This is a genomic window from Shewanella sp. ULN5, from assembly GCF_030731885.1.
Lineage (GTDB): Bacteria > Pseudomonadota > Gammaproteobacteria > Enterobacterales > Shewanellaceae > Shewanella > Shewanella holmiensis.
The window spans coordinates 1-16,887 of the sequence record NZ_JAPJEE010000005.1; the positions used below are offsets into that span (position 1 = coordinate 1).

Consider the following 16,887-nt stretch of genomic DNA (forward strand, 5'->3'; position numbering starts at 1 on the left):
CACGATCAGTGCTCTATATACCTAGCCGCTATCCACTTAAATATAAACAGTAATGCTTATCCGAATAGCATTATTCTAATGGCGCGGCTTTTACTGGCATGCATAAGATAAAAGCACCGAGAAAGAGTGAGCACACTAAAGATGTCAATTGATTCGATTCGGCCATTTTCAAAACTGAAATAGTGGCTCTTTTCATCGCAGAATAGATCACATAATACTCCTACTAAAAACGGTAATGCTTATCCTTTTGTAAAAATTGCAGTCCTTTCACGAACAACGCCATTCAAACTTAACTTAGTTTGAATGCTCAAAAATCATTATTAACTCATCCCCTAATAATGATTTATCTTCCACTGATGCAAATTCCTGATGAATGCTAATCAACGCCTGCTGAAAAGAAGCCTGACTCATGGCTTTATCAATGGCATTTATCAATTGCAAACCATAGTCGGTTTTAGAGCAAACCATATAGCCTGGTGAAGGCTTACTCACGCCTTTAATTGGAATGCTCTTAATTTCATAGCCAACCCGATGTTCACTAATATAAGCATTCACGGTATCGGCATACTCTATGAAGCCGTCAATGCGATTAAGTGAAAGCATTTCAAGCAATTTTTCTACCGAATTGGGACCATCACGAAAAAACAGCAATTGCTTTTTATTGGCAATTTGTGCGTCGAGCACACCATAAGAGCGGTTTTTAGCGAGCGCATAACGCATTTGTTGTGACGCTTGAATGGATGAAATATCAAAATCGGTCGAATAATGCTTAGCATCTTCACTGCGTACAATTAATCTCAATGGCGGGTATAAGGTAATAGGATACTGGCTAAAATAGCCCATTTCTTCACGGGCTGGTGTTTTGACCTTGTTATACATACATGCATTTTCAAGCTTGGGCATTTCCATCCACCCGCGGGTCATACTCATTTCTTGAAAGGTAAAGGTTAAATCTTGCTGGCTATTTTGTGTCAATAAATCAAGCACGGCCATAGGCTTCATTTGCGTCACATCAATCGAATTGTTAGAAAACTCACCTAATAGAACAGCTTCAAGTTCTGCACTGTTTGCCACAAAAGGCAAAATAGAGATGACTCCTCCTATAATTAGACTGTTAAATGTCGTCATTTTCCGAAACCTTTATCAAGATATTTATTTTTTGATTATTCATGCTCTAAATAATAGTCGACTCATTCTAATCACACACATTATTGAACAAATAACTTAACCTTTCAGAATAACGTACCGTTTACAACGTAATAATGCACTAAATTTATATCTTATAACTAAATAAAATCTAAATTGGTGCACGTTAACTCTAAAAGCGGTTAATTATTATCCATCTCAGTATCCGAATATCTAAACTAAGTGTTAGCCTCACAAAACACTAAACCGCAGCGCAACCCCCTCCAACATGATATTATCTGTCACCTTTTTATCGCCTTATTATTGATGCGATTTCCCCTGTGCTATACAGCATAGAAAATACGCTAAATATACCAATTGAATAAGTACATTAAGGAGTAAACCATGCAAGCTCTTGTTGCTGTTGTTATGGGTTCTAAAAGTGATTGGCCAACAATGGAAGCCGCTGCAGAAATTATGGATAAACTGCAAGTGCCTTATCACGTTGAAGTGGTTTCAGCTCATCGCACTCCAGACAAACTAATGGACTTTGCCAGTACCGCTGCCGACAAAGGCTATAAAGTGATTATTGGTGGCGCAGGTGGCGCGGCTCATTTACCTGGCATGATTGCCTCTAAAACACGTTTACCGGTTTTAGGCGTTCCAGTGCAAAGTAAAGCGTTATCTGGCATGGATAGCTTGTTGTCGATTGTACAAATGCCTAAAGGTATTGCTGTAGGTACTTTGGCGATTGGTACTGCTGGGGCATTTAACGCCGGATTACTTGCAAGCCAAATTTTAGCAACATCAGATACTCAGTTAGCGGCCCGAATTGACGCTTTCCGTGACGAGCAAACTCGTTCAATTTTAGATAATCCAGATCCGAGAGAAGACTAATGAGCCAGCAACATACGGTTTGGGTATTAGGTAATGGCCAATTAGGTGCCATGCTGAGCCACGCAGGGCAACCTTTAGCGATTGACGTTCGTCCTGTCGATATTATGACCCCAAACGGTGATATTTTACCGATTGAAAGTTCACATGTGATCACCGCCGAACGTGAGCAATGGCCAGAATCAAGAACCAGTTTACAACTGAGCCAGCATCCTCACTTTATTAATGGTCCAGTGTTTGGCCGACTAGCCGATCGCTTTACCCAAAAAAGCCTACTGGATGAACTGTCAGTTGCGACAGCGCCTTGGCAATTGGTCAATGACTCAATCAGTGCTGATGAGCTGCACCAAGCATATGGTGATCGAGTATTGTTGAAGCGCCGCACCGGCGGTTATGACGGTAAAGGTCAGCATTGGCTAAAACAAGCGCAATCGACCAGTATCCCAAATGATTGGCGTAACCAAGCTATTGCTGAGCAAGCGATTAATTTTGACGAAGAAGTCTCATTGGTCGGTGTGCGAACTCAAGATGGTCGCTGCTTATTTTACCCGCTAACGCTTAACTTGCATCAAGATGGTATTTTAATGGCTTCTGTTGCGCCATTAAGCAGATTAAATCACCTTCAAGCTGAAGCTGAAGCCATGCTTGCAACCATTATGAATGGTCTTGATTACGTTGGCGTGATGGCGATGGAATGTTTTCGCGTTGGCGAACACCTGTTGGTCAATGAATTAGCACCGCGAGTTCATAACTCTGGCCATTGGACCCAAGCTGGATGTCATATTAATCAGTTTGAATTGCATTTACGCGCGTTATGTAATCTGCCAATCCACACACCACAAGTAAACTTTCAATGTGTCATGGTGAACTTAATTGGTGTCGAAAAAGATGACCGTTGGTTAAGCCTGCAAAATGCGGAATTATTTTGGTATAACAAAGAAGTCCGTCCTGGACGTAAAGTGGGCCATTTAAATCTATCGGTACACGATACCGACGCGTTAAATGCAACCATTAAACAATTAAAATCTTGGATGCCTAGCCAATATCAAGCGCCTCTCGATTGGGTTTTAGCTGAATTTGCTTAAACTTTTTCAGCAGATACATCATGTTTAAGCACTAATAAAAAAGGAGCCATCGGCTCCTTTTTTATTCGTGCTTAAACATTAAATTAAACACAAATTCGACCAAGCACGCGTTCTAGTTTATCTGAGGTTTTACTTTGCGCATTAGCACCTTGTGTCGCTACCCTCAAGCCATGGGAAACATCTTGGCTTAAACGAGAAATTTCATTCGCTCTTTGGTTAATGCTTTCGGTAGAAGATTGTTGCCCTTGAATGCTGTAAGTCATATTGCTAGCCACATTGTCGAGTAAACTGTACGCCTCTTCAATATCTTTAAATGCCTTTGTCACTCGCTGGCATTGTTCAACACTTTGCTGGCTAATTCGCTGACTTTCGCCGATGCCTGTTACCGCATTTTGGGCTTTATGTTGCAGTTGCTCAACAATGGTTTGGATTTCTACCGTTGATTCTTGAGTACGATGTGCCAAAGCTCTGACTTCATCTGCTACAACCGCAAAGCCTCTTCCTTGCTCTCCCGCTCTCGCCGCTTCAATTGCTGCGTTAAGTGCAAGTAAATTAGTTTGTTCGGCAATGCTTTTAATCACCTCTAACACATTACCAATTTTTAAGCTGTCATTGTTAAGCAAGCTTAAATCATTAACCATGCTCTCAATTCCGTTGGCAAAATCTGTCATCGCAGCTTGATTATCGATAGCGTCTTTATTGCCAATTTGCAGCAGTTGATGCACTTCTGCTGAGGTAGATTTTAATTCATCGGCATTACTGGATAACTCATTTGCTGTATGAGCAATCTCTTGTAGCGATAAAGTTATTTGGGCATTTTCTTGAACACTTTTATCAACTGAATTTTCAGCATGATGCATTTGTTCGGTTAGTACCTTGGCTTCTTGTTTAAAGGTTTTGGCATCGATACGAATTTCATCAAGGACCACTTTTAATCCTTCAATAAACTGACTTAATTCGTTAGTAATAGTGGCAAGCTCATCGGTTTGATGATCTTTAAGTGGCGCCTCTGGGGCTTTTTCAGTATTCACCACCAACTGCAAATATTGATGTAATCTAGCCAGGCGAGACTGTAAGTGATGCTGGATGCTCCACAGACCCACCAGCCACTGACAAACCACTAGACCGATGATTAATCCAATAACCGTTGTTTTACTGATATTGCTATCCAACATACTGACTAACAGTAAAAAGGGAACAACAATAACTAAAATTGGGACTAACAATTTACGGTGAATCGATTTTTCGAAAGAAGTCTGCATTATAATATCCGATCGTATTGTTATTATTGTTGAATTCGACACCGTCTGTAAAAACAAGATTTTACAAATCGGTTACATTGTATCGACACATTAGCGGTAATTTAAAGTAATAAAATTCGATTCAAAAAAATACCACCTTATCTGGTGGTATTATGGCTTGTTGATCGCACTGAGGTGGCCCTAACCAAAAAATAAGCGCCACAACCAAGAAGAATCAAGGTCATCTTTACAGGTATTATATTGCTGAGCATAACGCTTAGCACGGTTATCGACTTTTTGAGCCACAGGCACTAACCACTTTTTGGCTTTATATGAGCCGCGCTTATAGCCGCCCCAACCTTCGTGATAGTTCAAATACTGATTTTTCGCATCCCATTTAGACACGCCATTGACTTTATTGGTTTTATAAATAAACCACCCCATAAAATCCATTGCATCATCAAAATCACTGCGACTAGACCAGGAGTTACCCGTTTCTCTTACATAATCATCCCATGTTTGCGTTTTTGCCTGAGCATAACCATAGGCATCGCTTGCCCGTCCCGTGGGAATAAACCCTAAAAAGTATTCCATCGGTGGAGCGGCATTATGCTTAAAAGAACTTTCTTGATACATCATGGCTAAAGGCACATGAACAGGCACGCCCCATTTTTCTCGGGTATTTACCGCTGCTTTATACCAAGAGCGGTTTTCTTTGAAGATGGAGCAAAGGTTTTCGGGTTCAGCAGGTGGAGGGGTTGCACAACCGGACAATACAATGGTGCAGCATAAACTCATAATGTACAGAAACGGTTTCATAACACCTCAATAGCCAATAAAAACAAAAAGTAAGTGTCACATCAATAAACGCATAATGCAATTTAAGGTAGAGGATCTATTTCACATTGATGCGATTCTTGTTGAAATACCACTGGCTGCCAAAAGTCACTGTTACGCCCAACATAGATTTTGTCAGTAAACATTTGTGCACCAATATGGTAACGCTGATCGGCCTCGACATTGACTGTCAGTATTTTTGTGCCGCGCGCAGAAAGTGAGACTTTCAATTCTGGTGAATTAATAAGCTCAACCACTGTGAATTTATGTTCACCCACAGGCAATACATAATTAGGCCTAGAAATAACCGGAACACCATCAAGGTGAGTTACCACGATGCGATAAAGGTATTTTCCAGGATCAGGTTTAAGATAAGCTGATACTGTGCCACATTGATTAGCATTGTCCGATGATGCACAACCCGATATTAAGCCAATAATCACAATTAAGGTGAGTAACACCTTTGCAGAACAAGTATGACCTAAAGTTTTGTCATTCATTCAACAGACAACCATTAATTAGGCTTTGCAGCCGCTGTATAATTCAGGAGAAGCCACTTCGTTAAAGTATTCTTGTAAAAACACATCAAAGTTTGGCATTGATTCCATTTCAATCTGATGTTGCTTGTTAAGTGATAACTCAGCTTCATCTTTATACTGTTGTTCAGTTTCTGGACTTAAGGGGTATGTTGTTAAAAACTCATGGTAGTTATTAGCTAGCTGGCTTACCCATACTCCGTGATCAACGTCTTTGGTGATTATTTCATTCAACACACGGCCTGATAATGTCAGGCTTGGGTCATCAATAGCTGCAGCCCAATGGTTTAAAGCATTTTGATAACCATGTTCATGCTCACCATCTAACAATATCGCTAAACGTGATAAGTCAGCAAACATATGTTTAAGCCATGCCTGTAAACTAATGTCGTCGCCATTTTGCTTTAACATTAATCCCGGTCTACGTCCTTCAAGTACAACGGCTTTTAGATTAGCAGCAATTTCTTTTTCGCCGTGCTCATCGGTTAATGCCGAAGGTGATAACAAACAATAAAGTAAAAACAGATCCAAAAAGCGCACTTGAGTGGCATCAATGCCTACTGGGCTAAATGGATTAACATCTAAAGCACGCACTTCAATATATTCCACTCCGGCTCGCATCAACGCTTGTGAAGGTTTTTCACCGGCTTTAGTGACACGTTTGGCACGGATTGGTGAGTAAAACTCATTTTCAATCTGCAAAATATTGTTATTTAACTGGCGATATTCACCATCGACTTTAACGCCGATTTTTTCAAACTTTTTAGAGGGCATTCTAATTGCAGCTTGAACCCCATCAAGATACTCAGGTAAAGAGTTATAACTGATATTGAGCGTATCTTGCTCTTTATTGGTATAGCCCAAATCACTCATTCGTAGTGATGTGGCGTAAGGTAAATAAAGGGTTCCTTTGCCGGTTTTTTCAAAGTCAAAGTCAATCGTTTGATCTTTGACAAACGAAGAACATAACGCAGGTGATGAACCGAACAAATAAGGCAGCACCCAAACTAATCGGCGATAATTGCGGATCAATCCGAAGTAAGATTCTGAGATAAACTCACAACGGCTTAATGAATCTGAACGCATCTGAGGGTTGTTTGATAATTTGCTATCAAACAAACGCTGCCATAACTCAGCTGAGACAGAAAAATTAAAATGCACCCCTGAAATAATCTGCATTAACGCACCATAACGGTGAGTTAAGCCTTTTCGATAAAGGGTTTTCATCAGGCCATTGTTGGAGGTGCCATATTGTGCAAGCGGAATATTTTTCACATCGCCGACATAACAAGGCATGCTAACGGGCCAAAGTTTCTGGCCATTTAAATTACGAACGGTGTAAGCATGGGTTTGGGTTAACCCTTCCAGTAAAGTATCAATGTTGTTATTAACAGGCGTAATAAACTCAAGAAGTGCTTCGCTGTAATCGGTAGTGATCCTTGAATGTGTTAACGCAGAACCTAACGCTTGAGGATGCAAATCTTGCGCAAGCCGACCACTATCGTCAATACGCAATGCTTCACGTTCTATGCCACGTAACATACCAAGTAAGGCTGTTCGCCCTTCACTGTCGCCTAGTTGGTCGACGATTTCATTGAAAGATTTCAATATACTATTCTCTACTGATGGATTCGCATGATTAACAGCTAGACCCGATAATACCCGAGATTATTACCAAATTGGCAAAAAAACTGTAAACAAAAACGGCAACAGAGATTCTGCCACCGTTTTAACTGACTTCTTAATACTTATATTGGGTTAAATAGGTTCAATTCAACCCAATGATTTAATGAATTAATTTATTACTTGAATTGGGTAACCTAATGGAGCCAACTGCTCTTGGATAACGTCTTTATCACCCACAACCAATATCACCATAGTATTGATATCCAATAGCGATTTAGCAAGTGAGTTTAATTCAGTCGTCGTAATAGAATTAATTATCTCAGTTTGTTGTTGGGTAAATTGAGGATCTAATTGATATCGCTGAATCCGGCGAATAAACCCTGCTTTTTGATATGGAGTTTCAAAATCTAACGCTTGGCCTTGAGTGATAGAATTACGTAAAAAAGCTAACTCCTCATCATTCATTCCCGCTTGTTGATAGGCTTGAATTTCTTTAATAAATTCTGCAATTGCAGCACCAGTAACATCGGTTCTTACGCTTGCAGAGGCAATAAATTCACCCGTGTCTTCTTGGCCACTGAACTGAGTTCTTGCGCCATAGGTATAACCTTTATCTTCGCGTAAATTAAGGTTTATGCGGCTATTAAAAGCCCCCCCTAGAGGATAATTCATCAAGTTAGCCTTAAAATACTCACCCGTGCCATCGTAGGACAAAGCACGTTTCCCGATATTAATTTCCGACTGCGCTGCATCCGGTTTATCGATAATGTAAATAGTCGCTGGTGCCGCATAAAGACGTTTGTTGATGGGGGATAACGCCGTTGCCTTTCCACCCCACTGACTTAATCCGCTTAGCATTGGCATCACATTATCTTTCGCTAAATCAGACACCATCACCATTTGTGCACTTCCAGCAGTATATTGTTGCTGATAAAAGGCTTTAACGTCTTCAAGGGTTAACGCTGAGAGTGATTCAACGGTTCCCAGCTGACTACTGCCCATCGCAGTGTTTTTACCGTACAACAAAGCAGAAAAACCATTACTCGCTAGATAACTCGGATTGGTCATAGCCTGCTGTAAGCTTTGTAATTGTTGCTGTTTCACCCTTTCAAAATCAGCGCTATTAAAGCCTGGGGTAAATAAACGCTCTTGTAAAATAGCCAATGTTGCAGCAAGGTTTTTAGACAAACTAGAGACTTGAACATAAGACTGTGAGCCTCCAGCACCAAAACTAATGCTAGAGCCTAACATCTCGAGTTTATGGGCTAACTCTTCTGTGCTGTGTTTCGTGCTAGATTCCCCCATCATGGCCGCGGTTAGCTGAGCTAAACCGGCTTTTTCCACTGGCACTGCACGGTGTCCACCTTCAAGGTAAATCACAAGTTCAGCGGTAGGCGTTTCTTTACTTTCTGTGCCCATTACCTCTATGCCATTACTCAATGATGACGTCCAAAGAGTGGGAACAGTTAATACTGGAGCTTTACCTGGCGGAGGCATTTTTGCCCGTTCAAAACTTGACACTACAGGCTTAATATCGGTCAAGCCTGTGACGGCCTCAGCAGCTACAGGTAAGAGTACGGGTGAAAAGTTATCAGCCTTAGCAACAAGTTGTGATTGCCCTTCAGGCACCACACTCATCACCACTTTAGGTTTGTCTTTGATATACTGCTTAAACACTCGCATCACATCATCTTTAGTCACACTGTTATAGCGTGCTAAATCCTGTGCGACCATATTAGGGTTACCGTAAAACGTTTGATTAGCCGCTAGGGTAGACACCTTGCCTCTCACGCTTTGTAAACCAAAAATAGTGTCGGCCTCAAACTGAACTTTCACTTTTTCAAGATCCTCGTCAGTGACGCCGCGTTGTTCAAATTCAGCGATGGACTCGTCAATTTTGGCTTCAAGTAAATCTAACTTGCCGCCTGTTGCCGGGTTTGCCAGAGCATATAAAGTAAATTGACACGCCAATTCCTGACAGGGATGGCCAACTGAAGCCTGAACCGCATAGCCTTCTTTTACGAGGTTTTTATATAACAAAGACGTTGGCCCACCACCAATGATATTGGCCAGTAAATCGAGGGCTGCTTCATCAGGGTGACCGGCATAAACCGTTGGCATACCAATATATAGCAAAGGTAAATGTACTTTGTCTTCCATTGATAGATAGCGGGTTTTATCTAATGTTACTGGCGTTTTAGCGGCTGAATCAACTTGAGGACCAGATGGGATTTCCCCAAAGTACTTATTCACCCATGACAATGTTTGTGACTCATCAAAATCACCACCTATGGTTAAAGTGGCGTTATTCGGACCATACCATCGCTCGAAAAAGTGTTTCACATCATCTAACGTTGCACGATCAAGATCTTCAGGCCAACCAATCACCGGCCAAGAGTAAGGATGTCCTTCGGGATAAAGCGCCTGTGCAAAGCGTTCACCTAAACGGCCGTAAGGCCGGTTATCGATCCGTTGAGCACGTTCATTTTTAACCGTTTCACGTTGTACCTCAAATTTTTCAGACGTTAATGCAGGTAAAAAGAAGCCCATTCTGTCTGATTCTAACCACAACATTTTCTCTAACTGATTACTGGGTACAGTTTCAAAATAATTGGTTCTATCTGAGTTTGTTGTACCGTTTAATGTGCCACCAGCTTCGGTGACCACTTTAAAGTGTTGCTCATCACCAACATGTTGTGAGCCTTGAAACATCATGTGTTCAAATAAGTGAGCAAAGCCACTTCGTCCAGCGAGCTCACGAGCAGACCCTACATGATAAGTCACATCAACGTGCACTAATGGATCTGATCTATCTTGATGTAAAATGACGGTCAGCCCATTGGCTAAACGATATTTCTTATACGGAATGCCGATTTCGCTGTCACTAACTGAAACCGTTTCAATTAAACTCACACCCGCTGGCAAGCTTGCTTGTGCTGTGGTGACATCAATAGCATCATTTGCGCTTTCAATGGCGCACCCTGATATTGCCGCACTGACTGCGACAGCAAGTATCCACTTTTTCAAAACACTCTCCTTGAGTTTATAAATAAGATCATTAGGGATTAAATGGTAGCCATAAAAGCAAATACAATCAGACTATAGCGAACCGTTTTACCTAATAAAATAATCAATGTTGAAGGCACGACCGGTAATTTAAGCCAACCAGCAATTAAGCACAGAATATCGCCAACAAGGGGTAACCAAGATAATAATAATGCCCACACGCCAAATCGTTCAAACCAACGCAATGAACGTTGGTAATGTTGGTTATTAAAATCTTCAGGCGATTTAGCAAACCGTCCTATTCGACCTAAATAATAACTGGTTAAAGCGCCAAGAGTATTACCAATACTTGCTACGACCAACAAAGGTAGCCAAGGTTCACTGTTGTGTTGTAATAAACCAATAAGTAAAACTTCTGATCCACCTGGTAACAAGGTTGCAGCTAAAAAGGCTCCAGAAAACATAACCCACAATTCAGACAAAACCTATCCCCATGATTTAATTTTATTTTTATTGAATGCATCGCATTATGAACAAAGTAACTATTTAGTTAAATCTAGTTATTATATTAACATCGTTATATATAATTATAAGTTATATCAAATTAACGTTGTTTGTCTGTATTTGCCTATCTAGAATGCCATTAAATTTGCTTCATCTATCTAAATAAACTAGTTTGCACAAACCGCTGAAGACGGATAAGTTAACTGCTATTAGCATGTATATCACCCGCATACTGCTTAATCACATAATAACAATGAGATTTCCCGATGATTTTAGACACATTTAAACGTATTCCTTTCTGGCAGAAAGTATTAGCCGGCTTCATTTTAGGTACCCTTGTTGGTGTCGCGTTGGGCAGTTCTGCCGTGGTTTTGAAACCCTTAGGTGATTTATTCATCAGCGCAATAAAAATGCTGGTTGCCCCCTTAGTATTTTGTGCCATCGTCGTCAGTATTACCTCTTTAGGTGGCCAAACAAATTTAACTCGTTTAAGCATGAAAACCTTAGGTTTATTTATGTTTACCGGAACAGTAGCATCATTTATTGGGCTTGCTGTGGGCAGTTTAATCGACATGGGAGGCTCACTTGAATTAGCCACCAGCGAGGTTCGAGAACGTGATATTCCAGGCTTTACCCAAGTCTTACTGAATATGATCCCTGTTAACCCGTTTGCATCTTTGGCGGAAGGTAAAGTATTGCAAATTATTGTATTTGCAGCCTTGGTGGGAATTGCAATCAATGCCGTGGGCGAAAAAGCAGAACCACTGAAAAAAGTGATGGAGGCCAGCTCTGAAGTCATGTTCCAACTCACTCGCATGGTACTTAAACTGACCCCTATTGGTGTTTTCGGCTTAATGGCATGGGTTGTTGGCGAATATGGCTTAAGCACTTTGTTACCGCTAGGTAAATTTATCATTGCCATTTACATAGCCGCTTTAATCCATATCATTTTTGTTTATGGTGGTTTAGTGAAATTTGCCGCAGGCCTCAGTCCGATAAAATTTTTCCGTAAAGCGATGCCTGCACAACTGGTAGCATTTAGTACAGCCTCGAGTTTCGGCACCTTACCCGCCAGTACCCGTTGTAGTGAATCTATGGGAGTGTCAAAACGTTATAGTGCTTTTGTATTGCCATTAGGTGCGACAATGAATATGGATGGTTGTGGCGGAATTTACCCTGCGATTGCCGCTATCTTTATTGCACAAATCTACGGCATCCCCCTAGATATGACTGATTACATGCTGATTGCCGTAACCGCAACAGTTGCCTCAGTGGGTACAGCTGGCGTACCAGGCAGTGCCATGGTGATGTTAACCGTCACCTTAGGCGTGATTGGTTTACCATTAGAAGGAATTGCGTTTATTGCGGCAATCGATCGCATTATCGACATGATCCGCACCGCAACCAATGTTACGGGTGATATGATGACCGCGGTGGTGATAGGTAAAAGTGAAGGTCAATTAGATGTCGCCCAGTTTAATGCTGAAGACGGTATCGCTGAGCAACAGCCCAATTAAATAACAGCCAAATAATTAAGCGAGTAAGGAGCGCCTAACTCGCTTTTTTGTATCGATAAAAAATAAATGCTGATTAAAAGCTTGTAGTAACTCATTGTCAGACGTTATCGGCGTCGCAAGAGATATCATTATCGTGTTAGTCAGAAGATACTTAACATCTAATGGCTAGTGGCTAGTGGCTAGGTATATTGCACATCCGCTATATAATCGTAATCATTGACGATATTAACTAAGCTGAACGCTGGTTAATTATGATCTAATAACCAAGATCGTGAGACATATCTTCGTGGCAATAGAACTCATCGAAATGATAACCACCTACTGAAGTAGCTTGATTACGCGCTGAAAAAATAATACCCACAAAGATAAAGCCTTAAAATAAAGCAAGAAACAAACTTAAATTGAATAGGCAATAAAAAAGCCAATGCAATCGCATTGGCTTTTGTTGCCTGCCATATATCACTAAATGGCAGAGTGTTTATTTTAAAATTATCCTAATACCGCAAGTAATACGCCAGCGGCGACTGCACTGCCTAATACTCCTGCAACGTTAGGTCCCATTGCATGCATTAACAAGAAGTTTTGATGATTAGCTTCAAGGCCGACTTTATTGACTACTCGTGCCGCCATAGGCACTGCCGATACACCCGCCGCGCCAATAAGTGGGTTCACCTTACCACCAGATAACTTACACATTAACTTAGCCATTAATACCCCTGCTGCAGTACCAATTGAAAAGGCTACCGCACCCAGTACTAAAATCCCTAAGGTTTCGATACGTAAAAACTCGCCCGCAGACAATTTTGAGCCGACAGCCAGACCTAAAAAGATGGTCACTATATTAATTAGCTCATTTTGGGCTGTTTTAGACAGGCGATCTACTACACCTGACTCACGCATTAAGTTACCTAAACAGAACATACCCACTAAAGGCGTTGCTGCAGGTAAAAACAAAATGGTTAATCCAACGACCATCAACGGAAAAATAATCTTCTCACGTTTACTCACTTCACGTAGCTGTTCCATTTTGATACTACGTTCAGCCGGTGTAGTTAACAGTTTCATAATCGGGGGCTGAATTAATGGTACTAATGCCATATATGAATATGCCGCTACCGCAATAGCGCCTAAGAGATCAGGTGCTAGCTTTGAGGCTAAGAAAATAGCAGTAGGTCCATCGGCGCCACCAATAATCGCAATAGCCGCAGCATCTGTCATACTAAATTCAAAACCTGGCACCAAGTTAAGTGCAATTGCCCCTAATAACGTTGCAAAGATACCGAATTGAGCCGCAGCACCCAGTAATAAAGTTTTTGGGTTTGCTATCAATGCACCAAAGTCAGTTAATGCGCCAACACCCATGAAAATAAGCAGCGGAAAAATACCCGTTTCAATTCCCACGTGATACGCATACCAAAGTAAACCACCCTCTTCGGTAAAACCTGCGTTAGGAATGTTGGCTAAAATTGCACCAAAACCGATTGGTAATAATAATAACGGCTCAAAACCACGTGCGATGGCGAGATATAACAATAAACAGCCAACCCCCATCATTAACAACTGGCCCGCTTCAAAATGTGCAATGCCTGTTTCAGCCCAAAAGGCCATTAATCCTTCCATAATGCCCTCTTACGCCAAATCAAGTAATGTTGAACCTACGGTCACGCTGTCACCCTGCTTAACAGCAAGATTTGTTACAACGCCATCTTCATTGGCTCTCACTTCGGTTTCCATTTTCATCGCTTCAAGAATGATAACCACTTCACCAGCTTTAACTGCTTGGCCATTAGCAACTAACACTTTGAAAATATTGCCTGATAATGGTGCCGTCATCGTTGACTTGACCACACCAGAAGAGACTACAGCAGATTGAGTCGCTACGGGTGCTGACTGCGCAGTTGATGGAATGATTTGGGTAATATCGCCACCTTGACTGACTTCAACCACATAGCTTTTTCCTTCAACATTAACCGTGTAAGTTTCAGGACCTTTATCAGTAGCCTTGACCACTAAATCATCCGCTGAGGGTACTGGCTCAAATGCATCTGGATTACCACGGTTTTTCAAAAACTGTAGGCCAATTTGGTTAAACAAGGCGTAAGTCATAACGTCATCGTCAGTTTCTGCGGCAAGTTTAAAACCAAGCTCTTTCGCTTTATCGGCTAACTCGATTCGTAGCTTATCCAATTCTGGTTCGATGAGATCTGCAGGGCGGCAAGTAATCGCTTGTGCACCATTAAGCACTCTAGCTTGTAACTCTGCATTTACCGGCGCTGGTGTGGCACCATATTCGCCTTTTAACACCCCTTCGGTTTCTTTAGTCATCGACTTGTAACGCTCGCCCATCAGCACGTTAATTACCGATTGCGAACCAACAATTTGTGATGTGGGTGTCACTAAAGGTAAGAAACCTAAATCTTCACGAACGCGAGGTATCTCTTCAAGAACAGCATCCATCTTATCGGCAGCGCCTTGCTCTTTAAGTTGGTTTTCCATGTTAGTTAACATGCCGCCAGGTACCTGCGCACGTAGGATCCGTGAATCAATGCCTTTTAATGCTCCTTCAAAGCGAACATATTTTTTACGCACTTCACGGAAGTAGGCTGCAATTTCTTCTAACAACACCATATCGTAGTTTGTAGCACGTTCTGTGCCCTCTACCATAGCAACAAGCGTCTCTGTTGCGCTGTGACCGTAAGTTTGGCTCATGGATGAGATAGCGGTATCTAATACATCAACACCGGCCTCAATCGCTTTTTGGTAGGTTGCTGTACTTAAACCGGTTGTCGCATGGCAATGCATTGAAATCATTAAATCGGTCTGCGATTTTAAGCGGCTGATAAGTTCAAACGCTTCCATTGGCTTGAGCAAACCCGCCATGTCTTTGATACATAATGAATCAGCACCCATGTCTTCAAGGCGTTTGGCCATATCAACCCAGGTATCTAGGGTATGCACTGGGCTAGTCGTGTAAGAAATCGTCCCTTGAGCATGGCCACCAACACGCTTAACAGCCTTTACCGCAGTTTCTAGATTGCGAACATCGTTCATTGCATCAAAAATGCGGAATACATCTACGCCATTGGTGTGCGCTCGCTCAACAAAACGTGTAACGACATCATCGGCATAGTGACGGTAGCCTAATAAATTCTGACCACGCAGCAACATCTGTTGTGGTGTGTTTGGCATCACTTTTTTAAGTTCACGGATACGATCCCATGGATCTTCACCTAAATAACGAATACATGCATCAAAAGTGGCACCGCCCCATGACTCTAAAGACCAGTAACCGACTTTATCAAGTAATGGCGCTATGGGTAACATGTCATCAATACGTAAGCGTGTTGCAAGTAAAGATTGGTGGGCATCACGCAGGGCGACATCGGTTAAAGCTAACGGCTTGCTCATAAAAACTCCCAAAAATAAAACTTACGCACGGTATTGGTGGATAGCTGAAGTAATAGCTGCAACTAACTTAGGATCTAATTGATTAGTGGCTATTGGACTTGGCGGTACATCAGGCTTAGCAACAACTTCTGGTGCTGGACAAAACTTTGCGACAATGGCAATTCCCACAATAAGTACACTCAAGAAAATGAATACTAAACCCATCCCCATTATCATTATGCCAAGAGCATCAACTAATTGTTCGCTGATCGATGTCATACTTCCTCACTGAAATTAAACGTTAAAAAGAGTCTCGTTATCAAAATTACTGAATGGGGTTATATCTAAAAAAGTACATTAAATCGCAGCTTCATTGAGCACTGGCTAATCACAAGAATAAATATTCAATAAAAGTTGCTTTTTATTTATGAACATTAGGACATCTAATTTAGAAGAAAAGCCGTTCAAGACTGATTTACGTTACAAAATATAAACAATGTATACCAAGAATACCATCCATTTGTAAAATGGTCTTACCAAAAATAGTTATCACAAATCAAAACAAATGATTAATTCTTACTTTTATCCCCAATAAATTATTAATTCCTTACCTAATGACTCAAAAACTTAACCACAGCCAACTGTTTCACAAATGTTAACCACACTGAGCTGAAAATGCATTGGTTTGAGTCACGAAAAAACTTACTAGAGACAAAGCTGCATAAAAATTTACATTGATTCACAAAAACAGCACAAACTGGAAGTTTAAACACGCTAAAGCTCATCAGTCGCCAAGGCAATGACAAGTAAGGCACCGAATAAGACACATCTATGAGGGAGATCGAAATGAAGTTGCTATTTGGAACGACATACCACTAAGGTATTTGAATACAAGAAATCACAAAGATATCTATATTGGCATAGTTATGTTGGCCATCAAAATCACGGTTCTGAATAACGCCTCTCATCCGCTGAGTTTAAATACACATTTTATTGGCACACATTAGATATTTAAAAAGCAAAAAAAAACCTGCATTAAATGCAGGTTTTTTAATATGGTGCGCGTGGGAGGATTCGAACCTCCGACCGCCTGGTTCGTAGCCAGGTACTCTATCCAGCTGAGCTACAC

General features: G+C 41.3%; 13 protein-coding genes. 3 read left to right on the plus strand and 10 right to left on the minus strand.

What is annotated here, in order from left to right:
* Positions 1-294 precede the first annotated feature (294 nt).
* A complete protein-coding gene (locus tag ORI98_RS06360) occupies positions 295-1,128 on the minus strand; it encodes a hypothetical protein (RefSeq protein WP_261297246.1) in 834 nt (277 codons plus the stop codon).
* A 402-nt stretch (positions 1,129-1,530) separates the two neighbouring features.
* On the opposite strand from ORI98_RS06360, the gene purE reads away from it, so the two are divergent.
* Positions 1,531-2,022, plus strand: a complete 492-nt coding sequence (purE, locus tag ORI98_RS06365) for a 5-(carboxyamino)imidazole ribonucleotide mutase (protein WP_261297247.1) — start codon at positions 1,531-1,533, stop codon at positions 2,020-2,022.
* Positions 2,022-3,104 carry a 5-(carboxyamino)imidazole ribonucleotide synthase gene (purK, locus tag ORI98_RS06370; RefSeq protein WP_306134690.1) on the plus strand — a complete coding sequence of 361 codons (1,083 nt, stop codon included), beginning with the start codon at positions 2,022-2,024 and terminating at the stop codon, positions 3,102-3,104. The genes purE and purK overlap by 1 nt, the downstream gene beginning before the upstream one ends.
* An 83-nt stretch (positions 3,105-3,187) precedes the next feature.
* On the opposite strand, the gene ORI98_RS06375 is transcribed toward purK, so the two are convergent.
* The 6 genes from ORI98_RS06375 to ORI98_RS06400 form a co-directional block, all read right to left on the minus strand.
* Positions 3,188-4,366, minus strand: a complete 1,179-nt coding sequence (locus ORI98_RS06375) for a methyl-accepting chemotaxis protein (protein WP_306134691.1) — start codon at positions 4,364-4,366, stop codon at positions 3,188-3,190.
* 180 nt (positions 4,367-4,546) lie between these two features.
* A complete protein-coding gene (locus tag ORI98_RS06380) occupies positions 4,547-5,164 on the minus strand; it encodes a hypothetical protein (protein ID WP_306134692.1) in 618 nt (205 codons plus the stop codon).
* A 62-nt stretch (positions 5,165-5,226) separates the two neighbouring features.
* Entirely contained in the window at positions 5,227-5,682 is a 456-nt protein-coding gene (locus ORI98_RS06385) for a hypothetical protein (RefSeq protein ID WP_261297251.1), read from the minus strand.
* A gap of 18 nt (positions 5,683-5,700) precedes the next feature.
* The gene (gene gshA, locus ORI98_RS06390) at positions 5,701-7,326 is read right to left on the minus strand and encodes a glutamate--cysteine ligase (protein ID WP_261297252.1); all 1,626 of its coding nucleotides are present in this window, start codon (positions 7,324-7,326) and stop codon (positions 5,701-5,703) included.
* 186 nt (positions 7,327-7,512) lie between these two features.
* Positions 7,513-10,371, minus strand: a complete 2,859-nt coding sequence (locus tag ORI98_RS06395; RefSeq protein WP_306134693.1) for a pitrilysin family protein — start codon at positions 10,369-10,371, stop codon at positions 7,513-7,515.
* Positions 10,372-10,409: 38 nt separating this feature from the next.
* Positions 10,410-10,832, minus strand: coding sequence for a YqaA family protein (locus ORI98_RS06400; protein ID WP_261297254.1), 423 nt, complete (start codon positions 10,830-10,832; stop codon positions 10,410-10,412).
* Positions 10,833-11,120: 288 nt separating this feature from the next.
* On the opposite strand from ORI98_RS06400, the gene ORI98_RS06405 reads away from it, so the two are divergent.
* The gene (locus tag ORI98_RS06405; protein ID WP_261297255.1) at positions 11,121-12,371 is read left to right on the plus strand and encodes a dicarboxylate/amino acid:cation symporter; all 1,251 of its coding nucleotides are present in this window, start codon (positions 11,121-11,123) and stop codon (positions 12,369-12,371) included.
* 489 nt (positions 12,372-12,860) lie between these two features.
* On the opposite strand, the gene ORI98_RS06410 is transcribed toward ORI98_RS06405, so the two are convergent.
* From ORI98_RS06410 to ORI98_RS06420, 3 genes are read right to left on the minus strand one after another with little or no spacing between them, the layout of a single operon-like run.
* The gene (locus ORI98_RS06410; protein ID WP_188840635.1) at positions 12,861-13,991 is read right to left on the minus strand and encodes a sodium ion-translocating decarboxylase subunit beta; all 1,131 of its coding nucleotides are present in this window, start codon (positions 13,989-13,991) and stop codon (positions 12,861-12,863) included.
* 9 nt (positions 13,992-14,000) lie between these two features.
* Positions 14,001-15,779, minus strand: a complete 1,779-nt coding sequence (oadA, locus tag ORI98_RS06415; RefSeq protein WP_306134694.1) for a sodium-extruding oxaloacetate decarboxylase subunit alpha — start codon at positions 15,777-15,779, stop codon at positions 14,001-14,003.
* Between the two features lie 21 nt (positions 15,780-15,800).
* On the minus strand, positions 15,801-16,037 hold the full coding sequence (locus ORI98_RS06420; RefSeq protein ID WP_261297257.1) for an OadG family protein: 237 nt from the start codon (positions 16,035-16,037) through the stop codon (positions 15,801-15,803).
* Between the last annotated feature and the right edge of the window lie 850 nt (positions 16,038-16,887).

Excerpts from the sequence above, each read along its gene's own strand:
- ORI98_RS06420 (WP_261297257.1), bottom strand. The coding sequence starts at position 16,037 with ATGACATCGATCAGCGAACAATTAGTTGATGCTCTTGGCATAATGATA.
- purK (WP_306134690.1), top strand. The coding sequence starts at position 2,022 with ATGAGCCAGCAACATACGGTTTGGGTATTAGGTAATGGCCAATTAGGT.
- purE (WP_261297247.1), top strand. The coding sequence starts at position 1,531 with ATGCAAGCTCTTGTTGCTGTTGTTATGGGTTCTAAAAGTGATTGGCCA.
- ORI98_RS06385 (WP_261297251.1), bottom strand. The coding sequence starts at position 5,682 with ATGAATGACAAAACTTTAGGTCATACTTGTTCTGCAAAGGTGTTACTC.
- ORI98_RS06375 (WP_306134691.1), bottom strand. The coding sequence starts at position 4,366 with ATGCAGACTTCTTTCGAAAAATCGATTCACCGTAAATTGTTAGTCCCA.
- ORI98_RS06410 (WP_188840635.1), bottom strand. The coding sequence starts at position 13,991 with ATGGAAGGATTAATGGCCTTTTGGGCTGAAACAGGCATTGCACATTTT.
- ORI98_RS06360 (WP_261297246.1), bottom strand. The coding sequence starts at position 1,128 with ATGACGACATTTAACAGTCTAATTATAGGAGGAGTCATCTCTATTTTG.
- oadA (WP_306134694.1), bottom strand. The coding sequence starts at position 15,779 with ATGAGCAAGCCGTTAGCTTTAACCGATGTCGCCCTGCGTGATGCCCAC.
- ORI98_RS06405 (WP_261297255.1), top strand. The coding sequence starts at position 11,121 with ATGATTTTAGACACATTTAAACGTATTCCTTTCTGGCAGAAAGTATTA.
- ORI98_RS06380 (WP_306134692.1), bottom strand. The coding sequence starts at position 5,164 with ATGAAACCGTTTCTGTACATTATGAGTTTATGCTGCACCATTGTATTG.